The organism is Denitrificimonas caeni (genome assembly GCF_027498055.1).
Taxonomy (GTDB): Bacteria; Pseudomonadota; Gammaproteobacteria; order Pseudomonadales; family Pseudomonadaceae; genus Denitrificimonas.
The window spans coordinates 2043671-2068373 of sequence record NZ_CP114976.1 but is presented as its reverse complement, the minus strand read 5'-3'; the positions used below and the strand labels follow the sequence as shown (position 1 = coordinate 2068373).

The window sequence follows — 24703 nt, the reverse complement described above, 5'->3', positions numbered from 1 at the left end:
ATGCAGCAGCAGATTGGTAGCATTGAGTTTGAACTGCTGCGCAAGCCAATTAAGCACATGCGCATCAATGTTTTGCCGCCGGATGGCTTGGTACAAGTGGTTGCGCCCCATAGTTTTACTGAGACAGCAATACGCCTAGCCTTTATTGCGCGAATGCCTTGGGTTAAAAAACAGCAGCAAGCCTTTCAGCAACAAGCACGGCAGAGCGAACGCCAGTGGGTCTCCGGTGAGTGTCATTATCTATGGGGTAAGGCTTATCGTTTGGAAGTGATGGAGCACAGTGGCGCTCATCAGGTACGCCGCGGTAAGGATAATTACTTACAGCTTTGGGTGCGGCCACGCACCAGTGCAGCCAATAAAGCCAAGGTGCTGCAGGGCTTTTATCGTCAGCAGTTAATTACTGAAGTGCCTAAGCTGCTAGAAAAATGGTTGCCACGTATGGAATTGGTACTGAACGACTGGCGCATTAAACAGATGAAAACCAAGTGGGGCAGTTGCAATATCGAAGCCCGCCGCCTTTGGCTTAATCTTGAACTGGCGAAAAAGCCTTATGCATGCCTTGAATATGTACTGGTGCATGAGCTTGTTCACCTGCTGGAACGCAAGCACAACGACCGTTTCATGGCCTATATGGATCGGTTTCTACCGGACTGGCCTGAGCGGCGTGAGTTACTCAATCGACTGCCTTTGGATGATCTTAAGGTGCAGAATATTTGAACTTATAAAGCTATAGCTAGAGTAGTTCATGTGCGAGCAAACAGCACTGCAGTGACAGCCAAAGCCAAGCACAAACAGGTTGCGCCTATGCTTGGCGTGTCTTGAGCATAGAGTGAAGTCACTCACGTTGACTCTTTCATCAGCTCCAATCTAATCCTGCCGATTGCGCCCATGGGGTCACACTGCAGCGAGTTTGGCTTCTGCGCATGGCTCGCTGCAGTATTATTAAAACAGGCTAGGTAAGCCAATCCAAATTTTCATGCAAGCACCGGAGAGTGGGCCGTCATTGTTGAGCTCTAGGCGCGCAGGGCGGCTTTCTTGGTCGTGCATGGCGACGATGTTTGCGGCGAAATACAAGCCAAGGCCGGTACTGCCACTGTCGCGATCAATGCCGCTGGACTGACTGCTGCGTACTGCGCCGAGCAGGCTCTCTGGGTAGCCTGGGCCGTCATCACAGATGCTTAGTAAAACTCCGTCGCCGTCCCGTTGCGCGGCTAAACGGATGGTTTTTTTGCAGAAGTTGAGTGCGTTGCCGAGGGCGTTATCGAGCACTGTGCCCATCAAACTGACATCCAAGTAGGCTTCTAAGTCTGGATCATCCAGTTCAATTTGCAGGTCAATATTGCGGTACTCGAGAACCTCGCGGTGGCGGTTGTGCAAGTCTTCAAACAGTTCTTCGACACTGTAATACACCGACTGCAATGACAATTGGCCGTGTTCAAGTTTATACAGGCCGAGTAGTTGCATCAGCATGGCGTCTAAGCGCAAGGCTTCTTGTTCGATTAAGCGGGCTTGTGGTGAGCGCTGTAGAGCTTCGGGCATCTCCGCTAATAAACTTTCATAGGCTTGGCTGACCGCAGCAATGACGTTTTTCATGTCGTGTACGGTTGATGCCATTAGCGTGGAAAAATCGATTTGTTTTACCATGGACTTAGCTCCAAAGAAGATTGCATGCGCATAAAGTCAACAGAATCGGGTGCAATTTTAGAAAGTTTAACAATGCGCTGTAGGCATTCATCTAAACGCTGATCGGCACCGCTTTGCTGTTGTAAAAGCTGTTCTTGATATAAACGTGCAGCCGCGATATTGAGCTCAATGAGCTGCGGGGCTTGTTGCAGAGCTTGGCTGAACAACGCTTGTGCTTCATCACGTTGCTCTTGGTAATGCAGTGCTGCTGCTTGACGGCTGAGACTGACCGCTTGCTGTAAGGGCTGCAGATCAAGACTGGGCAGGCGGTTGCTGATTTGTTCCAGTACGCCAGCAGTGCCGGCATGGCGTTGGGCACAAAACTGCCATAATGCTTGCGCCGCGGCTTGCGCTCCTAAGAGAGTCAGCCAGTCACCCATTTGGATTAAGGTGATGGCCGCATAGCTGTGCTGGTTTTCTTCAAGAGCGCTCAGCAATGCGGTTAGATCGGCGGGACTGGTTTGTTTGCGCCGCTGTTCTTCGCTGCGCAATAAAGCGGCGGCAGGCTGAATCTCCAATGCTTGTCGGTAGTTCTTTTCTATAATAGCTAACCATTGCTGCGCTTCGTCGGGCAGCTTGTTGGCGGTGGTGACGCGAGCCAGGATAGAGGCGAGCTGCCACAGCAGTTCTGGATCAAAAATGACTGAGTGGCGACCCACTTCCCAGCACTGGCGCAGAGCATGTTGGGCTTTACTTATGTCATCATTGAGCCACGCTTGGCTGGCCAGCTTAATTTGGCGGCGCAAGGTATTGGGGGATAGGGTGACTGCTTCTTGCAGGGCGTCTAAGGTTGCGGGTAAGTCGTTTTGCAGAGCGGCCAATTCAGCCTGCATATCACGCAGTTCCGGCATCATGGGAAACTGCCGCACAGCTGCGCTAAGCAGGCGGGTGACTTGATCAAGGCGGCCCTGACGTAGCCATAACCGTGCCAGGGCTTGTAAGTTCCAGCCGGTGGGGCGACTGCGCGCTTGCTTTTCCAGCAATTGTTCCAGTTCTTGATAGCGGCCTAACTCTTCTAAAGCTGTGGCCATATGACGCAAACACAGGGCGGCGTGGCGCGGTTCTTTTTCTTCGATGGCTTGGCAGGCTTGTAGGACTGCCAGTTGGTCACCGGCTTCTTGAGCGTTAAGAACGGGGGCTAACACCTGTTTGCGGCGGATTAGGCGTTCTAACCGAGTTTGCAAGGTCACTTTGTTGAAGGGTTTGGTCAGGTAATCATCGGGTTCGCATTCCAGTGCAGCCAACACCATGGCTTGAGTATTCTCGGCGGTGACCATAATAAAAATACAGTGAGGCGAGAGCAGTTGCTCAGCGTGCAGCTGTTCCAGCACCTGTTGCCCATTGAGGCCTTCGCCAAGGTTGTAGTCATGCAAAATCACATCGTAACGATTACGGCGGCACAGCTCTAAGACCTCGTTGCCATTGGCGGCGGTATCTATATGTTGCACTGCGAGTAAACGCAAAATGCCTCGAATGGAGCTGCGGAACTCGGAAAAGTCATCAACAACTAGAAAGCGTTTCTTGCTGAAGTGGATCATGTTAAACGCCTCTTAATAAATACATAGTCATTAAGTATTGCTGAAGTCTAATGCTTATTGTCTGCGCACGCACGTGGCTGCAGCCATTTTAGTGCGATAAAACCACTCACTGGCAAAGCCTGCCATTAGCCAGCAACAGGGCTTGCTGTTTTAGCAATGTCTGGACTGGGTGCAGTGGTACGTTAAAGAGCTGCAAGTACGGATTAAACAGTGCGTGGCGCAGCGGATTTCAAGATAAAACGCTTATTTGTAGTTTTTAAGGCCTTGGGTACTAGTCAATGGTATATACCCTGGCCAACGCTGCTGCGTTTAGGATTATGCTGTAACTTAAGTAGAGCGTATTTACTTGGTTAACCCCTCAGATGATCCGGAGAGCACAGCATGCTTATTTTCTTTATCAGTATTACCTTGCTAATACTTGGCTATGTTGTCTATAGCCCCTTTGTTGAAAAACAAGCGGGCATAGACCCCACGGCAATAACCCCACAAGAGCGCTTAAGTGATGGCGTTGACTATGTGCCGATTAGTCCGGCACGGGCTTTTTTAATTCAGTTTTTGAATATTGCCGGTGTTGGCCCTATTTTTGGTCCTATCTTGGGGGCTTTATATGGGCCCATTGCCCTGGTCTGGATCGTCATTGGTAACGTGCTTGGCGGTGCAGTGCATGACTATTTTTCTGGGGTGATGAGCTTAAAAGAAGATGGTAAAAGTTTGCCGGAAATTGCCGGTAACTATTACAACATCGTCTTTAAGGGCTTTATGCTGCTCTTTACCTGCATGTTGTTGTTTTTTGTGGGTGTGGTTTTCATCATGAGCCCAGCGGGCTTGCTGAGTAATTTGTCGTTTTTTGAAGGCACTTTCTTGGCCGGTAATACCTTTTGGGTCTTAGTGATCCTGGGTTATTACTTCTTTGCCACTTTGTTGCCGATTGATAAAATCATCACCAGACTGTATCCGTTGTTTGGTTTGTTGATGATTGTGATGACAGTGTCGATTGCTGTGGCTCTGTTATTTAATGCGCCGCACTTGGCCGAAGTAAACGATATTTTCTCTTACTTTCACGACAGTCATGACCATGGATTGTTAGAGCCAAACCCCGATGGGTTGCCAGTCTGGCCGTTGTTATTTGTCACCATTACTTGTGGTGCTATCAGTGGTTTCCACTCCACGCAGTCCCCGATGATTGCCCGTTGTTTAACCAATGAAAAATATGCCCGTCCAGTCTTCTATGGCTCGATGGTATGTGAAGGCTTAGTGGCATGCGTTTGGGCTTTAGCCGGTATTGCAGCATTCCCAGAAGGTTATGTGGGCTTAAAAGCTATGTTGGATCTGGGTGGCCCAGGACTGGTAGTGAATCACATTGCGACGTCCTATCTAGGTGTGATTGGTGGCGTGATGGCTATTCTAGCGGTTGCGATTTTCCCGATTACCTCGGGTGATACAGCGTTCCGTTCACTGCGCTTAACCATTATGGATGCGTTTAATATTTCGCAAACAACCCTGCACAGATTGGCTTTGGCTCTGCCATTGCTGGGCGTGGGCTACTTGATGACATTCCTCGACTTCTCGCTGATCTGGCGCTATTTCGCTTTCTCGAATATGTTACTGTCGACCAGTGTGTTGTGGCTCGCAACCAAGTACTTATTTGATCGCGGTACCTTCCACTGGATTGTCAGTATCCCTGCGGTAATTGGTACGGCGATCAGTGTGAGCTATATCGCTACAGCGAGTATTGGTTTGAATTTACCGATGGAATACAGCAAATGGATTGGCGTTGTGGTTGCGATTGTGGGCCTGATTGGTTTAATCATCCAGAACCATAAAAGAACCGTAATTGCGGTCGCTAAAGCTTAATTAAGGAGAATTTGGCCTGTTTTGTTATAAAGCGCTTGACACACAGGCCGAATGCGCGAATAATGCGCGCCAGTTGGCTACATAGCTCAGTTGGTTAGAGCGCAGCATTCATAATGCTGATGTCCCAGGTTCAAGTCCCGGTGTAGCCACCATATTTATTAGGGGTTAGCAGAAATGCTAGCCCCTTTTTTTGCCTAAAATTCGGCGAGTAGGCCAATGTCGAGTAAATCCTGCAAGGTTTTGCAGTATATTTGCTAGTGTCACCTAAGCAACATAATAAACCTGTAATCTAGTGCGTTATTCACATTGTATTTAGGAGTAGCTCATGGCTGCGAAAAAGATTTTGATGTTAGTGGGTGATTACGTAGAAGATTACGAAGTCATGGTGCCTTTTCAGGCGTTGCAAATGGTCGGCCATACTGTGCATGCCGTGTGCCCTGGGAAAAAAGCCGGTGAGTTTGTGCGCACGGCTATTCATGATTTTGAAGGCGATCAAACCTACAGCGAAAAGCCGGGGCATAATTTTGTGCTCAATTTTGATTTTGATGATGTGAAAGCAGAGGATTACCAAGGTCTGGTTGTACCCGGTGGCCGCTCGCCTGAGTATCTGCGCTTAAACGCCACTGTGCTTGAATTAATCCAAGCCTTTGATCAGGCCAATAAACCCATTGCTGCGGTATGCCACGGCCCACAGTTGCTGGCAGCAGCAGGCATCTTGGATGATCGCGAGTGTGCTGCTTATCCGGCTTGTGGTCCTGATGTGGAAATGGCGGGTGGGCATTACGTTGAACTGGACGTTACTGGTGCGCACCTTGAAGGTAACTTGGTCACTGCGCCAGCTTGGCCAGCACATCCAACTTGGCTGGCAGGGTTCTTAATGCTTTTGGGTACTAAAATCACTCTTTAAGTTCTGCTTTGGTTATGCGGCGTCCACTGTTGTGTGTTGAGTCTAGGGTACTGCTTGCAGGCCGTAGTTTGTCTCGCGCAGTGGCATTAAGCATTTGTCGCAACATGAGCTAACTCCACGTAGAATTACCCTGTTGTTAGAAATAACTGATTCGTGTCTTAAACAATGGAAGGAAATATATATGACGACTGTAACTTTTAAAGGTACACCGGTACGCATTGATGGCCATTTCCCACAACAAGGCGAGCAAGCTCCGAGCTTTAGTCTTGTGAATAAGACGCTGGATGAAGTGACTTTATCGAGCCTCAGTGGTTTTCGTAAAGTTATAAATATTTTCCCAAGTATTGATACGCCAACCTGTGCAATCTCTGTGCGTAAATTTAATGAGCAAGCTGCCAACTTAAAGAATACGCGTGTGCTGTGTATTTCTGCTGACTTGCCTTTTGCGCAAGCGCGTTTTTGCGGTGCTGAAGGCCTAGAGCGCGTGTTGATGCTGTCAACCATGCGTGATCCAGACTTTTTTCAAGTGTATGGCGTTGATATTGCTGAGGGTCCATTAGCTGGCCTAGCGGCCCGTGCAGTCATCGTTTTAGATGAAAACGATAAAGTGCTGTACAGCCAGTTGGTCGCTGAAATTGGTGATGAACCAGACTATGAAAGCGCATTAGCCGTTCTGAGCTAAGCCGAATGCGCTGCGGTATTGTTTGATACCGCAGCGCAGCCTAACCCTTAGTGTTGCCAGCGCTAATACCGTAATAAAAATATATGTGTCCATCTAGCAGTCGCTGAGCCAGTATCAAGCAAAAGCTGTGCTGTGCGCTTACCGCTGTGTCAGCAAAGTAAATTGAGCGTAAATGCACTGCCAAACGGGGTTAAGGCTGCTATCTTTCAAGCTCCCAAGGACTGTGAATAATTGATATGCCTGATTTATCGACCCGTACCACGAAAAAATCCTCAAAAAAGCTGGTGATTGCCGTACTGGCGGTGTGTTTAGCTGGTGCTGGTATTTGGTGGTGGCAAAGCGCTGCTGAATCCACTGCGCAAGGCCCGCGAATGGGCGGCAGTTTTATGGGTGCAGTGCCGGTCAATGCTCAACAAGTGCGCCTGGATCGTTTTGCTGTGCAGTTGCGTGCTTTGGGTACGGTAACGCCGTGGAATGCCGTGAGTGTCACCAGTCAAGTCAGTGGCGAATTAGATAAAGTGCTGTTTGACGAAGGGCAGTTTGTTGAGCAAGGCACTTTGCTGGCGCAAATTGATCCGCGTAATTTTCAAGCGGCGTTATTACAGGCCGAAGGGGCTTTGCAAGAAACCCGTGCGCAGTTGGCCAGTGCTGAGTTAGACCTCAAGCGCTATCAAGGCCTCTATAAAGAAGACTCGGTGGCCAGACAAACCCTTGAGCAGCAACAAGCCATGGTTGCGCAATATAAGGGCACGTTAAAAGTACGTGAGGCGCAGCGCGATGCCGCTCGTTTAGATGTTGAGCACACACAGATTACTGCACCGATTTCAGGCCGTTTAGGTTTGCGCGCGGTGGATGCTGGCAATTATGTGTCAGCAGCGTCCACAGAGTTGGTCACTATTACCCAAGACGATCCCATTGCCGTTAGTTTTACGATTCCTGAACATGAGCTACAGGCGGTGTTACAGGCCTATCGGCAAGAGCAGCCACTGCAAGTGCAAGCGTGGAACCGTGATGAAACTGAGTTGTTGGCCGAAGGCGTACTCGACAGTATTGATAACCAAGTCGATGTCACCACTGGCAGTGTGCGCTTGAAGGCGCGCTTTGCTAATCCTGAGCAGGTTTTATTCCCTAACCAATTTGTTAATGTGCATTTACAGGTCACTGTGCACGATGCAGCCCTATTATTACCGGCCGATGCCATTCAATTTGGCACCAATGGTCGTTTTGTGTGGCAGGTTCAAGATGACGACACTGTGGTGATTCAACCGATTGAGATTATCACCAGTGATGGCACGTCCAGCATGTTGCGCTCAGGCTTGGCGGCCGGTGACTGGGTGGTGGTGGAAGGTGTTGATCGCTTGCGCAGTGGCAGTAAAGTGGAGCGGGTTGCACCTGCTGGTAGCGAGCCGGCTGTGTCTGCTGAGTTGGCTGTGCCGCCAGTGACGGAGACTGAGCAAAACAGCCGAGGCGCAGGCAAGCAGCCTCAACAGAAGCCAGCACAATGAACGTCTCACGGGTTTTTATTCAGCGGCCGGTTGCCACCACGCTGTTGATGCTGGCGATTTTTTTAGCCGGCGCTTTGGCCTATCGATTATTGCCTGTAGCGGCGTTACCGCAGGTGGATTATCCCACTATTCGTGTGCTGACTTTGTACCCTGGTGCCAGCCCGCAAGTGATGAACAGCGCGGTCACAGCGCCGCTTGAGCGTCAATTTGGCCAAATGCCCGGTTTAGATCAGATGTCATCCACCAGCTCTGGCGGCGCTTCGGTGATCAGCCTGCGCTTTAGTTTAGACATTGAACTGGATGTGGCTGAGCAAGAGGTGCAGGCGGCGATTAATGCCGCGAGCAATTTGTTACCACGGGATTTGCCCGCGCCACCGGTGTATAACAAAGTTAATCCGGCTGATAGCCCGGTGCTGACGCTGGCCATTACCTCTAAGAGTGTGCCGCTGCCACAGGTCAATGACTTGGTCGATACCCGCATGGCGCAAAAAATTGCGCAGATTGGCGGGGTGGGTTTAGTCAGTGTCGGTGGCGGTCAGCGTCCAGCAGTGCGGATTCGTGCCAATCCGCAAGCCTTAGCCGCAGCGGGTTTAACTTTGGCTGATGTGCGCAGCATGATTACCAGTGCCAACGTCAATCAGCCTAAGGGCAGTATTGATGGACCGTCACGCATCACTCAATTGGATGCCAATGATCAGCTGCGCTCGGCAGAGGATTACGCTGAACTGATTATTGCCCATAACGATGGGCGCGTGCTGAAACTCACCGACGTTGCTGAGATTATTGAGGGTGCAGAAAACAACCGTTTAGCGGCTTGGGCCGATCTCAATCAAGCGGTCTTGTTAAATATCCAGCGCCAACCCGGTGCCAACGTGATTGAAGTGGTAGAAAATATTGAAGCATTGCTGCCCAGTATTATTGCCACTTTACCGGCCAGTCTGGAAGTCAGTGTGCTCACCGATCGCACACAAACCATTCGCGCGGCAGTCAGCGATGTGCAGTTTGAGTTGATGCTAGCGGTGGCTTTAGTGGTGTTGGTGACGTTTTTATTCTTAAAACGTATGACGGCCACTTTGATCCCATCGATTGTGGTGCCTTTGTCGCTGATCGGCACCTTTGCGGTGATGTACTTATTTGGCTTTTCGTTAAATAACCTCACCCTGATGGCGTTAACCATTGCCACCGGCTTTGTCGTCGATGACGCCATTGTCATGTTGGAAAACATTGCGCGGCATATTGAACTGGGCGAAACGCCGATGAATGCGGCGCTCAAGGGCGCAAAGCAAATCAGCTTTACCTTGCTCTCGTTAACTTTCTCGTTGATTGCGGTATTGATTCCACTGTTATTTATGGCGGATGTGGTCGGGCGTTTATTTCGCGAGTTTGCCATTACCTTGGCGGTGGCGATTTTAATTTCGCTGGTGATTTCGCTGACTTTAACACCGATGATGTGCGCGCGTTTATTGCGCGGTGGTGAAAAAGAAGAAAAAGACGACTGGCTCAGCCGCACCATTGATTATTACGCCAAGGGTTTGCGCTGGGTATTACAGCATCAGCTGCTGACGCTGTGGTTTGCCGTGGGCACTTTTGTACTCACTGCCTTGCTGTGGATGTGGGTGCCAAAAGGCTTTTTCCCTGAGCAAGACACTGGTGTGATTCAAGGCATTTCCGAAGCACCGCAAAGCATTTCCTTTGCCGCGATGAGTGAGCGGCAGCAGCGCTTAAGTGCAGTGTTATTAGAAGATCCGGCAGTGCAGAGTGTGTCTTCGCAAATTGGTGTGGATGGCGATAATCCCACCCTCAATACTGGCCGTATGCTGATTAACTTGAAGCCTTTTGCCCAGCGTGATGTGTCGGCCGCCGAGGTGATTAATCGCCTGCGCCCAGAGCTGGATAAGGTGCTGGGCATTCAGCTGTTTATGCAGCCGGTGCAGGATCTGAGTATTGAAGATCGCGTCAGTCGTACTCAGTTTCAGTTCAGCCTTGAGTCAGCCGATGAGCAAGAGTTGCAGACTTGGGTGCCCAAACTGGTGGCGAAACTGCAAAGTTTGCCGCAACTGCGTGATGTGGCCAGCGATTTACAGGCCAATGGTTTGCAGTACTACTTGAATATCGACCGTGATTTAGCCGGGCGTTTGGGCATCAGCATCGCCTCTTTAACTGATGCATTGTACGACGCCTTTGGCCAGCGCCAGATCTCGACCATCTTTACCCAGACCAGCCAATACCGTGTGGTGTTAGAAAGTATCAGTAATCCCGATGACGCCATGGCCGCTTTGCATGATGTGCACGTGCGTGGCGCTGATGGGCAGGCGATACGCTTGGCCAGCTTGGTTAAAGTGGAAGAAAAATCAGCAGCCTTGTTGCTCAATCACATTGGTCAATTTCCGGCGGTAACGGTGTCCTTTAATCTGGCCGAAGGCGTATCGCTGGGTGAAGCGGTGGAGCTGATTGAACAAACCGAGCTGGATTTAGCCATGCCAGCCTCCATTCAAAGCAACTTCCAAGGTGCGGCTGCAGCCTTTAGAGCGTCGTTGTCCAGCACCTTGCTGCTAATTCTGGCAGCGGTTATCACCATGTACTTGGTGCTTGGCGTGCTCTATGAAAGCTATATCCACCCGCTGACGATTCTTTCAACCTTACCTTCGGCGGCGATTGGCGCTTTGCTGGCGCTGTTTATCACCGGTAATGATTTAAGCCTCATTGCCATTATCGGGATTATTTTGCTGATCGGTATTGTGAAGAAAAACGCCATTATGATGATCGACTTTGCTTTGGATGCCGAACGCCATCAGGGACTTAGTCCGCAAGAGGCGATTTATCAAGCAGCACTGTTGCGTTTCCGGCCAATTCTGATGACCACCTTGGCGGCGCTGTTTGCGGCTTTGCCGTTGATGTTTGCCAGCGGCTCAGGGGCAGAGTTACGTCAGCCGCTCGGTTTGGTGATGGTCGGTGGTTTACTGCTGAGCCAAGTGCTGACGTTGTTCACCACGCCAGTCATCTACTTGTTCTTCGATCGCCTCAGTGCACGCACTAAAGCGCGTTTTAAGCTGGGCGTTGAGTCGTGAATCTGTCGGCACCTTTTATTCAGCGCCCAGTGGCCACCATGCTGCTGAGTTTGGCAATTATTTTGCTGGGGATTTTAGGTTACCGCTTGCTGCCAGTGGCACCGCTGCCGGACATGGATTTCCCAATGATTACCGTGCAAGCTAACTTGCCCGGTGCCAGTCCGCAAGTGATGGCAGCTACAGTAGCCACGCCCTTGGAGCGTTCGCTAGGTAGCATTGCCGGTATCAGTCAGATGAGCAGTCGCAGTGGGCAAGGCTCTACGCGAATTATGATCCAGTTTGATTTGGGCCATGATATAAATGCAGCTGCGCGCGAAGTGCAGGCCGCGATTAACGCAGCCCATGAGATGCTGCCCAGCGGTATGCGCAGCATGCCCACTTATCGCAAAGTGAACCCCACTCAAGCGCCAATTATGGTCTTGGCTTTAACCAGTGAGGTGCTGGAAAAAAGCCAGATGTACGACTTGGCCGACAGCATCGTGGCGCAAAAGCTGATGCAAGTGCAGGGCGTGGGCGATGTGCAAATTGGCGGCAGCTCTTTACCTGCAGTGCGGGTGGAGTTGGAGCCGCGCCGCTTAGAGCAATACGGCATTGCTTTAGATGATGTACGCCAGACCATCGCCAATGCCAATCAGCAAAAACCTAAAGGTCAGCTGGAGCAGGGTAATCGCCACTGGCAAATTCAGGGCAATGATCAACTGCACAAAGCTGAGGAGTATGCGCCGTTGATCATCCGTTATTACGATGGTGCAGCCTTGCGTTTGCGTGATGTGGCCACAGTCAGTGATAGCGTGGAAAACCGCTATAACAGTGGTTTTTTCAACGATGAAGATGCAGTGCTGTTAGTGATCAACCGTCAAGCCAGCGCCAATATTATTGCCACCATTGAAGCCATTCAGGCGGAGCTGCCGGCTTTGCAAGCGGTATTGCCAGCCAGTGCTAAGCTGGAAGTGGCAATGGATCGCTCGTCAGTGATTCGCGCTACCTTGCATGAAGCGCAGCGTTCGTTGCTGATCGCTACGGCTTTGGTGATTGGCGTGGTGATGCTGTTTTTAGGCCACTGGCGTGCCGCGGTGATTCCCGCATTGGCGGTGCCGGTGTCGCTGATTGGTAGCTTTGCCGCCATGTATATGCTGGATTTCTCCTTGAATAACCTGTCACTGATGGCATTGATTATTGCCACAGGGTTGGTGGTGGATGACGCCATTGTGGTCTTGGAAAACATTGCTCGGCATATCAATAACGGCAAGAAACCGCTGCAAGCGGCCATTGACGGTTCACGTGAAGTGGGTTTTACCTTGCTGTCGATGAATCTGTCGTTGGTGGTGGTGTTTGTTTCAATCTTGTTTATGGGCGGCTTGATTGAGCGCTTATTTCGCGAGTTCTCGATTACCTTAACGGTCGCGATTTTGATTTCGTTAGTGGTGTCTTTAACCTTGACGCCGATGTTGTCTGCGCGCTGGTTACGCGCCAATACTGTTGCTGAAGATAAGCCGCCCAATGCTATCCAGCGTTTTGGTTTGTGGGTTGCGGCCGGTTATCAGCGTTCACTGGCTTGGACGCTAAATTATCAACGCTGGATGCTCTTGGGTTTGCTGCTGACTATCGGAGTGAATGTGTGGCTGTTTATTGCCGTGCCAAAAACCTTTATGCCGCAGCAGGATACCGGGCAGTTGATGGGCTTTATCCGCAGCGATGATGGTTTGTCCTACCACACCATGCAGCCGAAAATGGAAGTCTACCGCCAGGCTTTATTGCAAGATAAAGACGTGCAAACCGTAGCCGGATTTATTGGCGGCGGCAGCAATGCCTTTCTAATTGTGCGCCTCAAACCCATTGCCGAGCGGAAAGATTCAGCACAGGCGATTGTCAACCGTTTACGTGGGCAGATTCCGCCGGTAGCGGGTTCGCGGCTGTTTCTCATGCCAGAGCAAGACCTCAACGTCGGCCGTCGTGAAGGTGGCAGCACCGATAATGAATATATGTTGCTGGCCAGCGACTTGGAAGATTTGCGCATTTGGCAACCACGGGTGCGTGATGCCTTAAAAGCCTTGCCGGAGCTGGTGGATATTGACAGTAAAGAGGGCCGTGGTGCACAGCAAGTGACCCTGGAAGTGGATCGCGCCACTGCCGCGCGGCTGGGGGTGGATATGGCGATGGTCACTTCACTGCTCAATAACGCCTTTAGTCAGCGTCAGGTATCCACCATTTATGAAAGCCTGAACCAGTACAGTGTGGTGCTGGAAATTGACCCCAAATTTGTTGGTTCGCCGCAAGTGCTGGAGCAAATGCAGGTGATTGGCGCCAATGGCGAACGTATTCCGTTATCGGCCTTTACTCGCTGGGAATCGAGCTTGCAGCAAGACCGAGTGCAGCATGATGGTCAATTTGCGGTGGAAAGCATTGGTTTCTCCTTAGCGCCTGGGGTGAGTTTAGAGCAAGCCAGCCAGGCCATTGAACAGGCCATGGCGAAGATTAATTTGCCCAATGAGGTGCAAGGGCGCTTAGGCGGTACTGCCGGTGTTTTCCAGCAAAGCCAAGGCGCGCAAGGCTTAATGTTGTTGGCGTCAATTGCCATTGTGTATTTGGTGTTGGGTATTTTATATGAAAGCTATATTCACCCACTGACGATTCTTTCCACCTTACCCTCGGCCGGTGTTGGGGCGTTATTGGCGATTCAGCTGACCGGTGGTGAGTTCAGTTTGATTTCACTGCTGGGGTTGTTCTTGCTGATTGGTGTGGTGAAAAAGAATGCCATTTTAATGATTGATCTGGCCTTACAGTTACAGCGCGAGATGAAAATGACTGCTGAGCAAGCGATTAAACACGCCTGTGCCCAGCGTTTTCGTCCGATTATGATGACCACCATGGCAGCGATTCTCGGTGCTGTGCCGTTATTATTGAGCAGCGCGGAAGGCTCAGAAACGCGCCAGCCGCTCGGCTTGGCCATTGTCGGTGGTTTGCTCTTGAGCCAGCTGTTAACGCTATACAGCACACCGGCTGTGTATTTGTTTTTTGATCGTTTAAGCGCGCGCGTACGGCGCAAAAAGCCGCCAGTAGAAGTGGAAGTAGCCCATGAAACCGATAGTTAAGCTCAGTCTGTTTGCCCTAGCTGGCGTGCTCTTAAGTGGTTGTGCGTTGGGCCCTGATTATCAGCGTCCAGCAGCCCCTTTAGCATTGGAGTTTCGCCACACCCCAGGCTGGAAAGTAGCGCAGCCGGCTGATTTGGATGCGTCCGTGGCCTGGTGGGCGCTGTATCAAGATGCCACCTTGGCTGATTTGCTCAAGCAGTTAGAGGCATCAAACCAAAACCTGCGTGCGGCAGAAGCAGCGTGGCGTGAGGCCCGCGCTTTAGTGAGCGGTACGCGGTCAGCACTGTATCCCAGTGCCACTGGGCAAGTGGGCACTACGCGTCGAGGTGATGATGCGGGTGTCAGTAAAAGTAACGAGGTGGCGTTGGGTCTAAGCTGGCAGTTGGATATTTGGGGGCAAGTGCGGCGCCAGGTTGAAGCCAGTGAAGCCAATGCTCAGGCCAGTGCGGCTGAGTGGGCGGGGGTGCGTTTAAGTCAGCAAGCTGAACTGGTGCAAAACTATCTGCAGTTGCGCGTGATTGATGAGCAAAAGCGTTTGTATGACGCCACTATTAGCGCCTATGAACGCTCGTTGCGCACCACAGAGAACCGTTATCGAGCTGGAATGGTTACCCGTGCTGATGTCAGTCAGGCGCTTACGCAGTTGCGCAATGCTCAAGCGCAACGCATTGATTTGGACTGGCAGCGCGCCCGTTATGAACATGCGATTGCCTTATTGGTGGGCAGCACGCCCAATGCCGTGCAGGTGGCTGCCGTTACGAGCTTGCCGGCATTGCCTGAGCTTCCTCTGGTCGTCGCCTCATCCTTATTAGAGCGGCGCCCAGATATTGCTGCGGCAGAGCGTCGGGTGATGGCCGCCAATGCGGAAATTGGTGTGGCGCAGACCGCCTATTTTCCTGATTTAACTTTGAGTGCCAGTGGCGGCTATCGCGGCAGTAATTTGGCCGATTGGATCAGTATGCCTAACCGCTTTTGGTCGATCGGTCCACAGTTTGCCATGACTTTGTTTGATGCGGGTTTGCGTCGCTCGAAAGTGGAGCAAGCGGAAGCGCGTTATGACCAGCAGGTGGCGCGTTACCGGCAAACCACCTTGCAGGCCATTGGCGAGGTGGAAGATGCCTTGGTGCAGCTCAATGTGTTAGCGCAAGAGATTGAAGTGCAGCGCGAAGCCTTGGTTGCAGCACAAGACGCATTGCGTTTAACTGAAAACCAATACGCCGCTGGCATGGTGGATTATTTGTCAGTCAGCAGCGCCCAAACTGCAGCCCTCAATAGCGAACGTGCGCTGCTGAGCTTACTTGGTACCCAATTGACCGCCAGTGTGCAGTTGATCAGCGCCCTGGGTGGTGGTTGGCACATAAAGGATACTCTTGCTCAGCAGAGCAGTGACAACGAAAGCGAATAAGTACTTCAGGCGCTGTTATGGGCATGGTAACGCCGCCGTTCAATCGACAGCATGCCCTGAGGCAACCTCTATAATAGGGACAAAATAATGGAAGAAGGTTTTTGGCAGACCCGCTGGCAACGCGATCAGATTGGTTTTCATCGAAATATTGTCAACCCAGACTTAGCAGCCTATTGGCCGCGTTTAGCGCTTGCAGCCAATAGTAAAGTTTTTGTGCCGCTGTGCGGTAAAAGCGTTGATTTATGCTGGTTGGCCGCACAAGGGCACAGTGTGTTAGGCGTTGAGCTGATTGAAAAGGCGGTGACTGATTTTTTTGTTGAGCAAGAGCTGACCCCAAACATTCGTCAGCAAGGGCCTTTTACCGCATACAGCGCAGGTGCCATTACTATTTTACACGGTGATTTTTTCAATTTAACTGCGCATGACTTAGCCGGTTTTACTGGGTTTTATGACCGTGCTGCTTTGATCGCTTTACCAGATGATTTGCGTAAACAGTATGCAGAGCACCTCAGTAAAATTATGCCGCGCGGTTGTAAGGGTTTGTTATTAACGGTGGATTACCCCCAGGAACAGATGAAAGGACCACCGTTTGCGGTGCCACCGGAGCAGGTTAAGCAGCTGTTAGGGGATACTTTTGCCCTGGAATGCAGCGCAGAGCGCGATATCCTTGAAGAAGAGTGGCGCTTTAAAGCCGTGGGCATTACCCGTATGTTTGATTATGTCTATTGTGTGCGTTGCCGCAGTTTGCCAGCTGCGCAGTAAGGCGGCAGCGCACATACAGTTTGCTGGTGCGTTGATGCAGCTAAATTATTGATTGCTGATGACTGATTGAGCTGATTGGCTCGCTACTGATATAGCCGGCAAAGCCTGGTAGCGGGCGTTGGAACCCGCGTACTTTGCTGCTGTCTCTATTGGGCTAATGGTTTGTTGTTAATACAGTAGACAGGTGAGCGCAGCTAGAATCCCTAGTTAAGAAGTGCCAGCGCAATGTTATCGATGTTGCTGCGCACAGCTCGATAATTTGGAGTCATAGATGACCAATCATGATAATCAAACAGAAAGTAAAGCATTAGACGTTGAGGTATCAGCCACTGAACAACCTTGCCCGCAGCGCCGCCGTCTCTTAACCATGCTTGGTGTTGGCATTGCTAGCGCCTATGTAGCGCCGACCTTATTCAGTGTTGGCGAAGCTGAGGCGCGGGGCTGGCATGAAGGACGTAAAAAACGTGGCAGTTATAACCGTGGTAGTTATTACCGCGGCAGTTACTCGCGTGCCAGTGGCTATGATGGTCGCCGTCGCAGCCGGATTCGTGAGTACTCGGAGGATCCGGTGTTGATTCTTGAAGATGTCATTCTTGGACCGCCAAGACGCTAATGCCTAACTCAGCGTTCGACCTTAGCTTGCCGATAATAGGTCGCTGTGTCCGTGTTGAAAATGCAGCGGATGCCATTGCTGCGCTGAGTCAAGCCATGCCCGGTTGGCCGCTCACTGTGCAGCCCGCGGCAGGACCAGCACCGGACATGTATATTTATCGTGATGAACAAGGTTTATGGCAAGGCTGGCGAGACGACCCAGAAGAGTTTGATTTACCCTCATCGGCCGCGGTGGCCTGCAGTTTAGTTGGCGAGTTAATTGGTCGGCGTTTAGATGCAGAGCCGGCATTATTGGGCCTGCACTGTGGCAGTGTCGAAATTAACGGCCAGTTGGTTATCTTTCCTGAAAGCAGTAAAGCCGGTAAAAGCACTTTAACTGCGGCCTTTGCTGCAGCCGGCTATCGCGTCTTTGGCGATGACGTGCTGGGTTTAACTGAGGCCGGTGCAGGCGTCGCCATGGGCGTGGCCCCACGTTTGCGCATGCCATTACCGAGCAGTTTTTCTTCCGAGTTTGTCGACTATGTTGAGCGCCACGCCGGCCCTGAGGATGAGTGCTATCGCTTTGTGATTCCTGCCGAGAACGCTCTTGCGCGCTACAATGACAGCAGTCCAATTGGTGCCATTGTTTTACTTGAACGCGGTGCACAGATTACTGCACCCGAACTGATTGAGTTAGCGCCGGGCGAAGGTTTACTGCAGTTACTTGGGCAGAACTTTGCTGACAGCGATACACCCAGTGCGGCGTTATTTGCGCGCCTTTTGCCCTTAATACAGCGTATTCCTTGTCTGTTGTTACGTTACTCCGAGCCCTTGGCGGGTGCCCGGTATTTAGCTCAAGCGATAGACAACCCACAGTTACACAAGCACCGCACAGCCAGCCTACTGGATCATCCTGTGGCCCGTGCAGAAGGTGCAGCAGAGTGTGCTCTAGGCAATGTTTGGCGCGCGGCCAGTGGCGTGAGTGTTTACCCGCTTGGCGAAGAATTGTTTTTGATTCATCCTGCCAGCGGCGTGCTTCACCGCCTCAATGCCAGCGCTAAGATTGCTTGGCAGCTGTTGCAGCAAGAGCCAGTCTCTGGTGATGCGCTAAGTGATGTGATTGCGGCTTATTTCAACGCACCCAGGGCTGCAGTCAGTCAGGATATTGCTGTGTTGTTAAATGCCTTAGCTGACGCTGGATTGATTATTGAGCAGTAGCGGTCATCTTCTGATACTTTATAGTAAAGTATTGTGTTTCTACTGGCCGGCACACCCTTATGTGCTAGCGTAAGGCTAATGTTCGTAAGTGGAGGTTTAGATGACTAAGCAACTCAATGTTGATGTCGCGATTATCGGTGCCGGAACGGGTGGCATGTACGCCCTGCGTGAAGTGCGTCGCAGCAAGCAAAGCTTTGTTTTAATTGACAGTGGTCCATTGGGTACCACCTGTGCTCGAGTGGGCTGTATGCCCTCTAAAGTGGCACTGCATATTGCTGAATACTGGAATGCGCAAAAAGAGTTTGAGCGTTACGGCATCAGTGGGGCAGAGCATTTGCGTTTAGATGGCGCGGTGGCGTGGCAAGCATTGCGCGAACAGCGTGATCGCTTTGCCGGTGGTGCTGCCAATAATGCGATCAAAGCGGCTGGTGAACATTTATTGATGGGGCGCGCACGCTTCTTAGAGCCCACTTTGCTAGAAGTTGAAAGCGAGTCGGGTATTCAGAAGGTTAAGGCCAAGTCTGTCATCATCGCAGCGGGTTCACGTCCTGTCATGCCAGGGTTTTTACAGCCCTTTGCTGAACACTGCATCACCACTGATGAGTTCTTTGAGATGCAAGAACTGCCTCAATCCATTGGTATCCTTGGCTTAGGGGCGATTGGTTTAGAGATGGGCTTAGCCTTGGCGCGTTTAGGTGTTGAAGTGCACGGTGCGGATATGGCCGAGACCGTGGGCGGTATCAGCGATCCAGAAGTCAGTAAGGTGGCCTTGGCAGAGTTTGCTAAAGAGATGCAACTGTACTTAGGTGCACCTGCTGAACTGGCTAAAGCAGATACAGGCGTACTGCTTAAAGCCGGTGGCAAACAAGTGCAGGTGGATAAAGTGCTGGTGGCCTTAGGTCGCCGCCCCAATACCGATCAGCTGAACTTAGCTGAAGCGGGCTTTGAGTTGGATGAGCGTGGTAATCCGCTGTTTAATCCCAATACCCTGCAAGTCGGTGATCATCCAGTGTTTATTGTTGGTGATAGCAATGCTTACCGCCCATTGATGCACGAAGCAGCGGATGAAGGTGCGATGGCAGGCTATAACAGCGCACAAGAGACGCCGCTGGCCTTTAAACGCAAAACTTCCTTGGCGATTGCTTTTACTAACCCCGATGTGATCAGTGTTGGTGCGCGTTTCGACGAGCTTAATCAGGATGATATTTTGATTGGCACGGCGAGCAGCCAAGCCAATGGCCGCAGTCGCGTGATCAGTGATCGCGAGGGCGTGTTGCGCCTGTATGCCAATAAGCACAGCGGCAAACTCTTAGGCGCCAGTATGGTGGGGGTGCGCGCTGAGCATGTGGCGCAATTATTGGCTTTGGCCATTGAGCGTGGAGAAACCGCCCACAGTCTTTTGCAGCTGGCATTTTACCACCCGGTTGTGGAGGAAATTGTTCAAGCTGCCGCGCAAGATATTGCCCGAAAAATCCCTGAAGCGTCCGGATTACCCTTTGGCTTGGTTTTAGCCGACGCATAATCGTCTACACTATGGGCCCGTTGTTGGTCGCAGCTGTTTAAGACAGTGCGGCCAGCCGCGGGCTTTTTTATGACTTTTAAACAATCAATACACAGCACAAGGACGCACCGTCATGCGCATTTTACATACCTCAGATTGGCATCTAGGCCAGCACTTTATGGGTAAAACCCGGCAGGCTGAGCACCGCGCATGGTGTGATTGGCTGGTGCAAACTGTGCAGGATCAACAAGCAGATGCCTTGATTATTGCTGGGGATATTTTCGATACCGGCACACCGCCCAGTTACGCCCGTGAGCAATACAACGATTTTATTGTGCAAATGCATGGCACTGGCTGCCAGTTAGTGATTGTGGCCGGCAACCATGATTCAGTGGCGATGCTCAATGAAAGCAAAGGCTTGCTGGGCAAACTCAATACCCAGGTGATTGCCACTGTCGGCGCTGAGCCGGATGAGCAAGTGCTGTTGTTAACCCAGCGCAATGGCGACGTTGGGGCCATTGTCTGCGCCATTCCTTTTCTGCGACCGCGGGATATTCAGCGCAGCCAAGCCGGGCAAAGTGCTGACGATAAACAAAGCGACTTGCAGCAGGCGATTGCCGAGCACTATGCCCAGCTGCATGCCCGTGCAGAGGCCAAGTGTGCTGAGCTGGGTGTCAAGGTACCCATTATTGGCACTGGGCACTTAACCACTGTAGGCGTGAGCTTAACTGAGTCAGTGCGCGAGATTTATGTGGGCAGTTTGACTGCTTTCCCAACCGATGCCTTTCCTGCCTTTGATTATTTGGCTCTCGGGCATATTCATCGCCCACAAAAGGTCGCGGGACTGGAGCATATCCGTTACAGCGGCTCGCCCATCGCCTTGAGTTTTGATGAGTCCAAGCAGCAAAAAGAATTGCTGCAAATTGATTTAGACAGCACCGGATTGCAGGCTGTGCAAGTGATTGAAATTCCGTGCTTTCAACGTCTGATCTCGTTAAAAGGCAGCTTGGCTGAATTAGAACAACAGTTTGCAGCGTTGGCAGGAGAGCTTGATTCAACAGCTGTGGCCTGGCTAGAGATTCAAGTGGAAGTGGATGATTATTACGCTGACCTAGATGAGCGGGTGACCGCGCTCTGTGCTGAGTTACCGGTGGAGGTTTTGCGCGTGCGGCGTTTACGCGGCAACAAAGTGGCGGGATTAACCGGTGATTCTGGCGAAGTGCTGGCCGAGCTGAGCCCCAATGAGGTGTTTGCCAAGCGCTTAGAGAATGAAGAGCTAAGCACAGATGAGGTTAAGGTATTAACTGGCCTGCATGGGCAAGTGTTAGAGGCTTTGCAGGAGACTGACCTATGAAAATCCTCAGCATTCGCTTAAAAAATATCAACGCCCTGAAAGGCGAGTGGAAAATTGACTTCACTCAAGAGCCCTTTAACGGCAGCAGTCTGTTTGCCATTACTGGCCCCACTGGCGCGGGTAAAACCACTTTGCTCGATGCCATTTGCTTAGCGTTGTACAGCCGCACGCCGCGCATGAGCAGTATTTCCAAAAACAGTAACGAATTGATGACCCGGCATACCGCCGATTGCTTGGTGGAAGTGGAGTTTGCCGTAAAAGATCAGGGTTACCGCGCCTTTTGGAGTCAGCGCCGCGCCCGTGATAAAGCCGATGGTGCGCTGCAAGATGCGAAAACTGAGCTGGCGCATTTAGATGGCCGTATTATCACCGACAAGCTCAGCGAAAAGCCTAAAGAAGTCGAGCGTTTAACCGGTTTGGATTTTCAGCGTTTTACCCAATCGATGATGCTGGCGCAGGGCGGTTTTGCTGCATTTTTAGAAGCCAATGCCAATGACCGTGCCGGCTTATTAGAGCAGCTGACCGGTACTGAAATTTACGGTGATATTTCTAAGCAGGTGTATGACACGCAAAAAGAGCAGCGTCATCGATTAGAAACCTTAAGCAGCCGTGCTGAAGGTTTACAGCTGCTCAGCGCGGAAGAACTCAGCTACACGCAAGCCCAGCTAAGTGCTGCCGAGCAACAAGCCAAGGCCCTAAAGCAGCAGCAAGAAGACTTACACCAGCAACAACAATGGCGCAGCAGCCTCGATCAAGCCCAAGCCAATCAAAGCCAAGCCCAATTACAGCTGCACAGTGCTGAAGCCAAGCAGCAGGATCATAGCGCTGATTTACAACGCTTGGCTGAACACGCCCCAGCGGCCTTGTTACAGCCGGACTATAAAGCCTTGCTAGCAGCTGAACAGGCAGCGCAGCACAGTCAGCAGCAGTTGGATCGTGCCCAGGAAAAACAACGGGCAGCTCAGCAAGAGGTCGAGCAATGCTCGTGGCAGCGCTATCAGTATGCCGAGCAAGCTGTGCAGCAGGTCAGCGAACAACTACAGTCCGTGCAAGCGGCCGAGCAGCAACTGCTTGCCCAACGTCAACTCAATGCGCAGCATGGCCAACTGGCGCAGCATCTCAGTGCTTGGCGCAATGGCTTTGCTTTGTTGAGTCGACAACAGTTGGCAATTAATAACAGTCACACTGAGCAGCACAAACTAACTGCAGCTATCGCTAAATTCAGCGCTGATTTAGCCAAACAACACGAGATTTATCAGCAGCAAGAGCAAGCGCTCAAGCCCCTCGAACAGGCTTGGCAAACCCAGCAACAGGCATTAGAGCAGGTGCTTGAACAGCGAACTGTCAGTGCTTGGCAAGAACAGCTGAGTCAGTTGCATGGGCACAGCCAGTATTACCAGTGGCTGTTGCAAGGCTATAGCAGCGAACGGGCTAAACAAACAGCGCTGGCTGAGCGTGCAGAACATGTGCGGGTGCTGAGCGGGCATATAACTGAGCAAGAAACATTGCGCGACAATTTGCGCGCGGCCTATAAAAGCTTAAATGAGCAAGTCAAAGATAAAGAACAACTGCTGGCACAAGAGCGCCGTATTGCTGGCTTGGAAGCCTACCGTGCCCAACTGCAGGCCGATGAGCCGTGCCCGCTGTGTGGCGCCTTAGAGCATCCGGCTGTCAGTGCTTACCAAGCTTTGGATGTATCGCACACTGAGCAGGCTCTAGCTGCCAAGCAAGCGGAGCGAGAACAACTAAGGGAGCAAGGCGTCGCTTGTGCCGAGCAATTAGCCAAACTCAGTAGTGAGCAGGCGCAACTGCTTAAGCAACAAGCCGCTGATGAGCTGGAATTGCAGACTATTCTCGCTGAAAAAGAGCGCAATTTATCTGCGTTGGATTTAGCAGCTAATCTTGCAGAAGCTGATTTTAATAGCGCTATGGCCGACTTTAAGCAGCGCATGGCTGATTGTCAGCAGCGTCTCAATGCCATTGCCCAAGCCCAAGAAAATTTGGCTGGCAGCGAGCAGCAGTACCGTCAGGCTGAGCAAGCACTGCGTGAATTGCAGCAGCAGATCAGCACTGTAGACAGCAATCTCAAGCTGCAACAGCAGCAAGAGGCAGACTTAATCAAGCGCAGCGCTGCACTGCAAGACGAGTGGCAAGAGCAGCAAGAGCAGCTCGAGCAGCAGCTCAAGGCTTTAGGCTACAGCGTGCCACAGGATTCTGCGCAGTGGCTGCAAGCCCGTGAGCAAGAAGCGCAGCAGTGGCAGCATGGAGAAACTCAGCTTAAAGAATTTACTCTTAAGATTAACGCGCTACAGGCTGAGCTGCGCAGCGCTGAGAAAGAACAGCAAGCAGCACACAGTCATTGGCAAGCGCTAAATATCAGCCCAGGCCAGCCACCTGCAGTCAGTAGTGATATCGCACAAGCGCTCGCGGCCAGTCATGCACAGTTGCAACGCAGCGAAAGTCAGCTGGCTCAGCTGCACGGGCAGGTACAGACTTTAACTGAGCGCTTAAAAGAGGCGCAGACCAGTTATCTAACCCTGCAAACCGAGTGGCAGGCACGTTTAGCGCAGAGTGAGTTTGCCGATGAACAAGCGTTTTTGCAGGCTTTGTTACCTGAGCAACACGCGCAGCAGTTACACAGCCTGAAGCAGGAGCTGGATACTCAGCTGCACGATGCCAGAACCTTATTAGTTGCTGCCAGCGCCCAGATAGAGTTGCTCAATAGTGCGCCGCAAACACAGCTGTCCAGCGCAGACTTGGCTGAGCAACGCACTGCGTTGGAGTCTCAGTTGAGTGAGCTTAATCGTCAACTAGGCACCTTAGAGCACCGCCTCAAGAGCGATGCGGATAATCGCGAAGCTCAGAAAAACTTACTGCACAGCATTGAGCAACAAAGGCAACGCTATGATCACTGGCAGCAATTGAATAGTTTGATCGGCTCAGCGGATGGCAGCAAATATAGAAAGTTTGTGCAAGGCTTAACCCTGGATCATCTGGTCAGTTTGGCCAACCAACAGTTGGCGGTGTTGCATAACCGTTACCAGCTCAGTCGCCGCGAGCAAGGCGAGTTGGAAATCGAAATTATTGATACTTGGCAGGGCGATACCCAGCGCGATACCCGCACTTTGTCTGGCGGTGAAAGCTTCTTGGTCAGCTTGGCGCTGGCGCTGGCTTTGTCTGAGCTGGTCAGCCAAAAGACCCGTATTGACTCGCTGTTTTTAGATGAGGGTTTTGGCACTTTAGACAATGAAACCCTAGAAATGGCTTTGCTGACTTTAGATAACCTCAACGCCGAAGGCAAAACCATTGGCATTATCAGCCACGTAGAGGCGCTGAAAGAGCGTATTCCCGTACAAATCAAGGTGCGCAAAGGTGCGGGTATGGGCTACAGCAGTTTGGATGAGTGCTATCGAGTGAACTAAACCTTGGCTGGCCTGCTCCACCCTGGGGTAGGCCATGGCAAACGATTGGAATGCAGACGGCGTTCAGTCTGGATGAGGGTTGCTTTTACCCTGATTCTGCTAAGTACGAGTAAGTACGTCT

Annotated in this window: 16 protein-coding genes and 1 tRNA gene; 15 read left to right on the top strand and 2 right to left on the bottom strand. The window is 51.4% G+C overall.

Going from position 1 to position 24703, the window contains the following annotated elements; translation table 11 throughout:
• Positions 1–717 (top strand): M48 family metallopeptidase, encoded by a 717-nt coding sequence (locus tag O6P33_RS09740; RefSeq protein WP_269817587.1) that lies wholly within the window; start codon positions 1–3, stop codon positions 715–717.
• 225 nt (positions 718–942) lie between these two features.
• On the opposite strand, the gene O6P33_RS09735 is transcribed toward O6P33_RS09740, so the two are convergent.
• A complete protein-coding gene (locus O6P33_RS09735) occupies positions 943–1644 on the bottom strand; it encodes a sensor histidine kinase (RefSeq protein ID WP_269817586.1) in 702 nt (233 codons plus the stop codon).
• On the bottom strand, positions 1638–3221 hold the full coding sequence (locus O6P33_RS09730) for a response regulator (protein ID WP_269817585.1): 1584 nt from the start codon (positions 3219–3221) through the stop codon (positions 1638–1640). Before O6P33_RS09730 ends, O6P33_RS09735 begins: the two co-directional genes overlap by 7 nt.
• A gap of 381 nt (positions 3222–3602) precedes the next feature.
• On the opposite strand from O6P33_RS09730, the gene O6P33_RS09725 reads away from it, so the two are divergent.
• The 14 genes from O6P33_RS09725 (at position 3603) to sbcC (ending at position 24582) form a co-directional block, all read left to right on the top strand.
• On the top strand, positions 3603–5075 hold the full coding sequence (locus tag O6P33_RS09725) for a carbon starvation protein A (protein ID WP_269817584.1): 1473 nt from the start codon (positions 3603–3605) through the stop codon (positions 5073–5075).
• 75 nt (positions 5076–5150) lie between these two features.
• A tRNA-Met gene (locus O6P33_RS09720) sits at positions 5151–5227 on the top strand.
• A 173-nt stretch (positions 5228–5400) separates the two neighbouring features.
• A complete protein-coding gene (locus O6P33_RS09715; protein WP_269817583.1) occupies positions 5401–5982 on the top strand; it encodes a DJ-1/PfpI family protein in 582 nt (193 codons plus the stop codon).
• A gap of 181 nt (positions 5983–6163) precedes the next feature.
• A complete protein-coding gene (gene tpx / locus O6P33_RS09710) occupies positions 6164–6664 on the top strand; it encodes a thiol peroxidase (protein WP_269817582.1) in 501 nt (166 codons plus the stop codon).
• 236 nt (positions 6665–6900) lie between these two features.
• A complete protein-coding gene (locus O6P33_RS09705; protein ID WP_269817581.1) occupies positions 6901–8169 on the top strand; it encodes an efflux RND transporter periplasmic adaptor subunit in 1269 nt (422 codons plus the stop codon).
• Positions 8166–11237, top strand: coding sequence for an MdtB/MuxB family multidrug efflux RND transporter permease subunit (locus O6P33_RS09700; RefSeq protein WP_269817580.1), 3072 nt, complete (start codon positions 8166–8168; stop codon positions 11235–11237). Before O6P33_RS09705 ends, O6P33_RS09700 begins: the two co-directional genes overlap by 4 nt.
• The gene (locus O6P33_RS09695) at positions 11234–14329 is read left to right on the top strand and encodes an efflux RND transporter permease subunit (RefSeq protein WP_269817579.1); all 3096 of its coding nucleotides are present in this window, start codon (positions 11234–11236) and stop codon (positions 14327–14329) included. Before O6P33_RS09700 ends, O6P33_RS09695 begins: the two co-directional genes overlap by 4 nt.
• On the top strand, positions 14313–15734 hold the full coding sequence (locus O6P33_RS09690; protein WP_269817578.1) for an efflux transporter outer membrane subunit: 1422 nt from the start codon (positions 14313–14315) through the stop codon (positions 15732–15734). Before O6P33_RS09695 ends, O6P33_RS09690 begins: the two co-directional genes overlap by 17 nt.
• Before the next feature lie 87 nt (positions 15735–15821).
• A complete protein-coding gene (locus O6P33_RS09685) occupies positions 15822–16496 on the top strand; it encodes a thiopurine S-methyltransferase (protein ID WP_269817577.1) in 675 nt (224 codons plus the stop codon).
• 271 nt (positions 16497–16767) lie between these two features.
• Positions 16768–17109: a hypothetical protein gene (locus O6P33_RS09680; protein ID WP_269817576.1), complete on the top strand. Its 342-nt coding sequence runs from the start codon at positions 16768–16770 to the stop codon at positions 17107–17109.
• Positions 17109–18305, top strand: coding sequence for a PqqD family protein (locus tag O6P33_RS09675; RefSeq protein WP_269817575.1), 1197 nt, complete (start codon positions 17109–17111; stop codon positions 18303–18305). Before O6P33_RS09680 ends, O6P33_RS09675 begins: the two co-directional genes overlap by 1 nt.
• A 100-nt stretch (positions 18306–18405) precedes the next feature.
• On the top strand, positions 18406–19827 hold the full coding sequence (locus O6P33_RS09670) for a dihydrolipoyl dehydrogenase (RefSeq protein WP_269817574.1): 1422 nt from the start codon (positions 18406–18408) through the stop codon (positions 19825–19827).
• A gap of 112 nt (positions 19828–19939) precedes the next feature.
• On the top strand, positions 19940–21160 hold the full coding sequence (sbcD, locus tag O6P33_RS09665) for an exonuclease subunit SbcD (protein WP_269817573.1): 1221 nt from the start codon (positions 19940–19942) through the stop codon (positions 21158–21160).
• A complete protein-coding gene (gene sbcC / locus O6P33_RS09660; protein ID WP_269817572.1) occupies positions 21157–24582 on the top strand; it encodes an exonuclease subunit SbcC in 3426 nt (1141 codons plus the stop codon). The genes sbcD and sbcC overlap by 4 nt, the downstream gene beginning before the upstream one ends.
• Positions 24583–24703 lie beyond the last annotated feature (121 nt).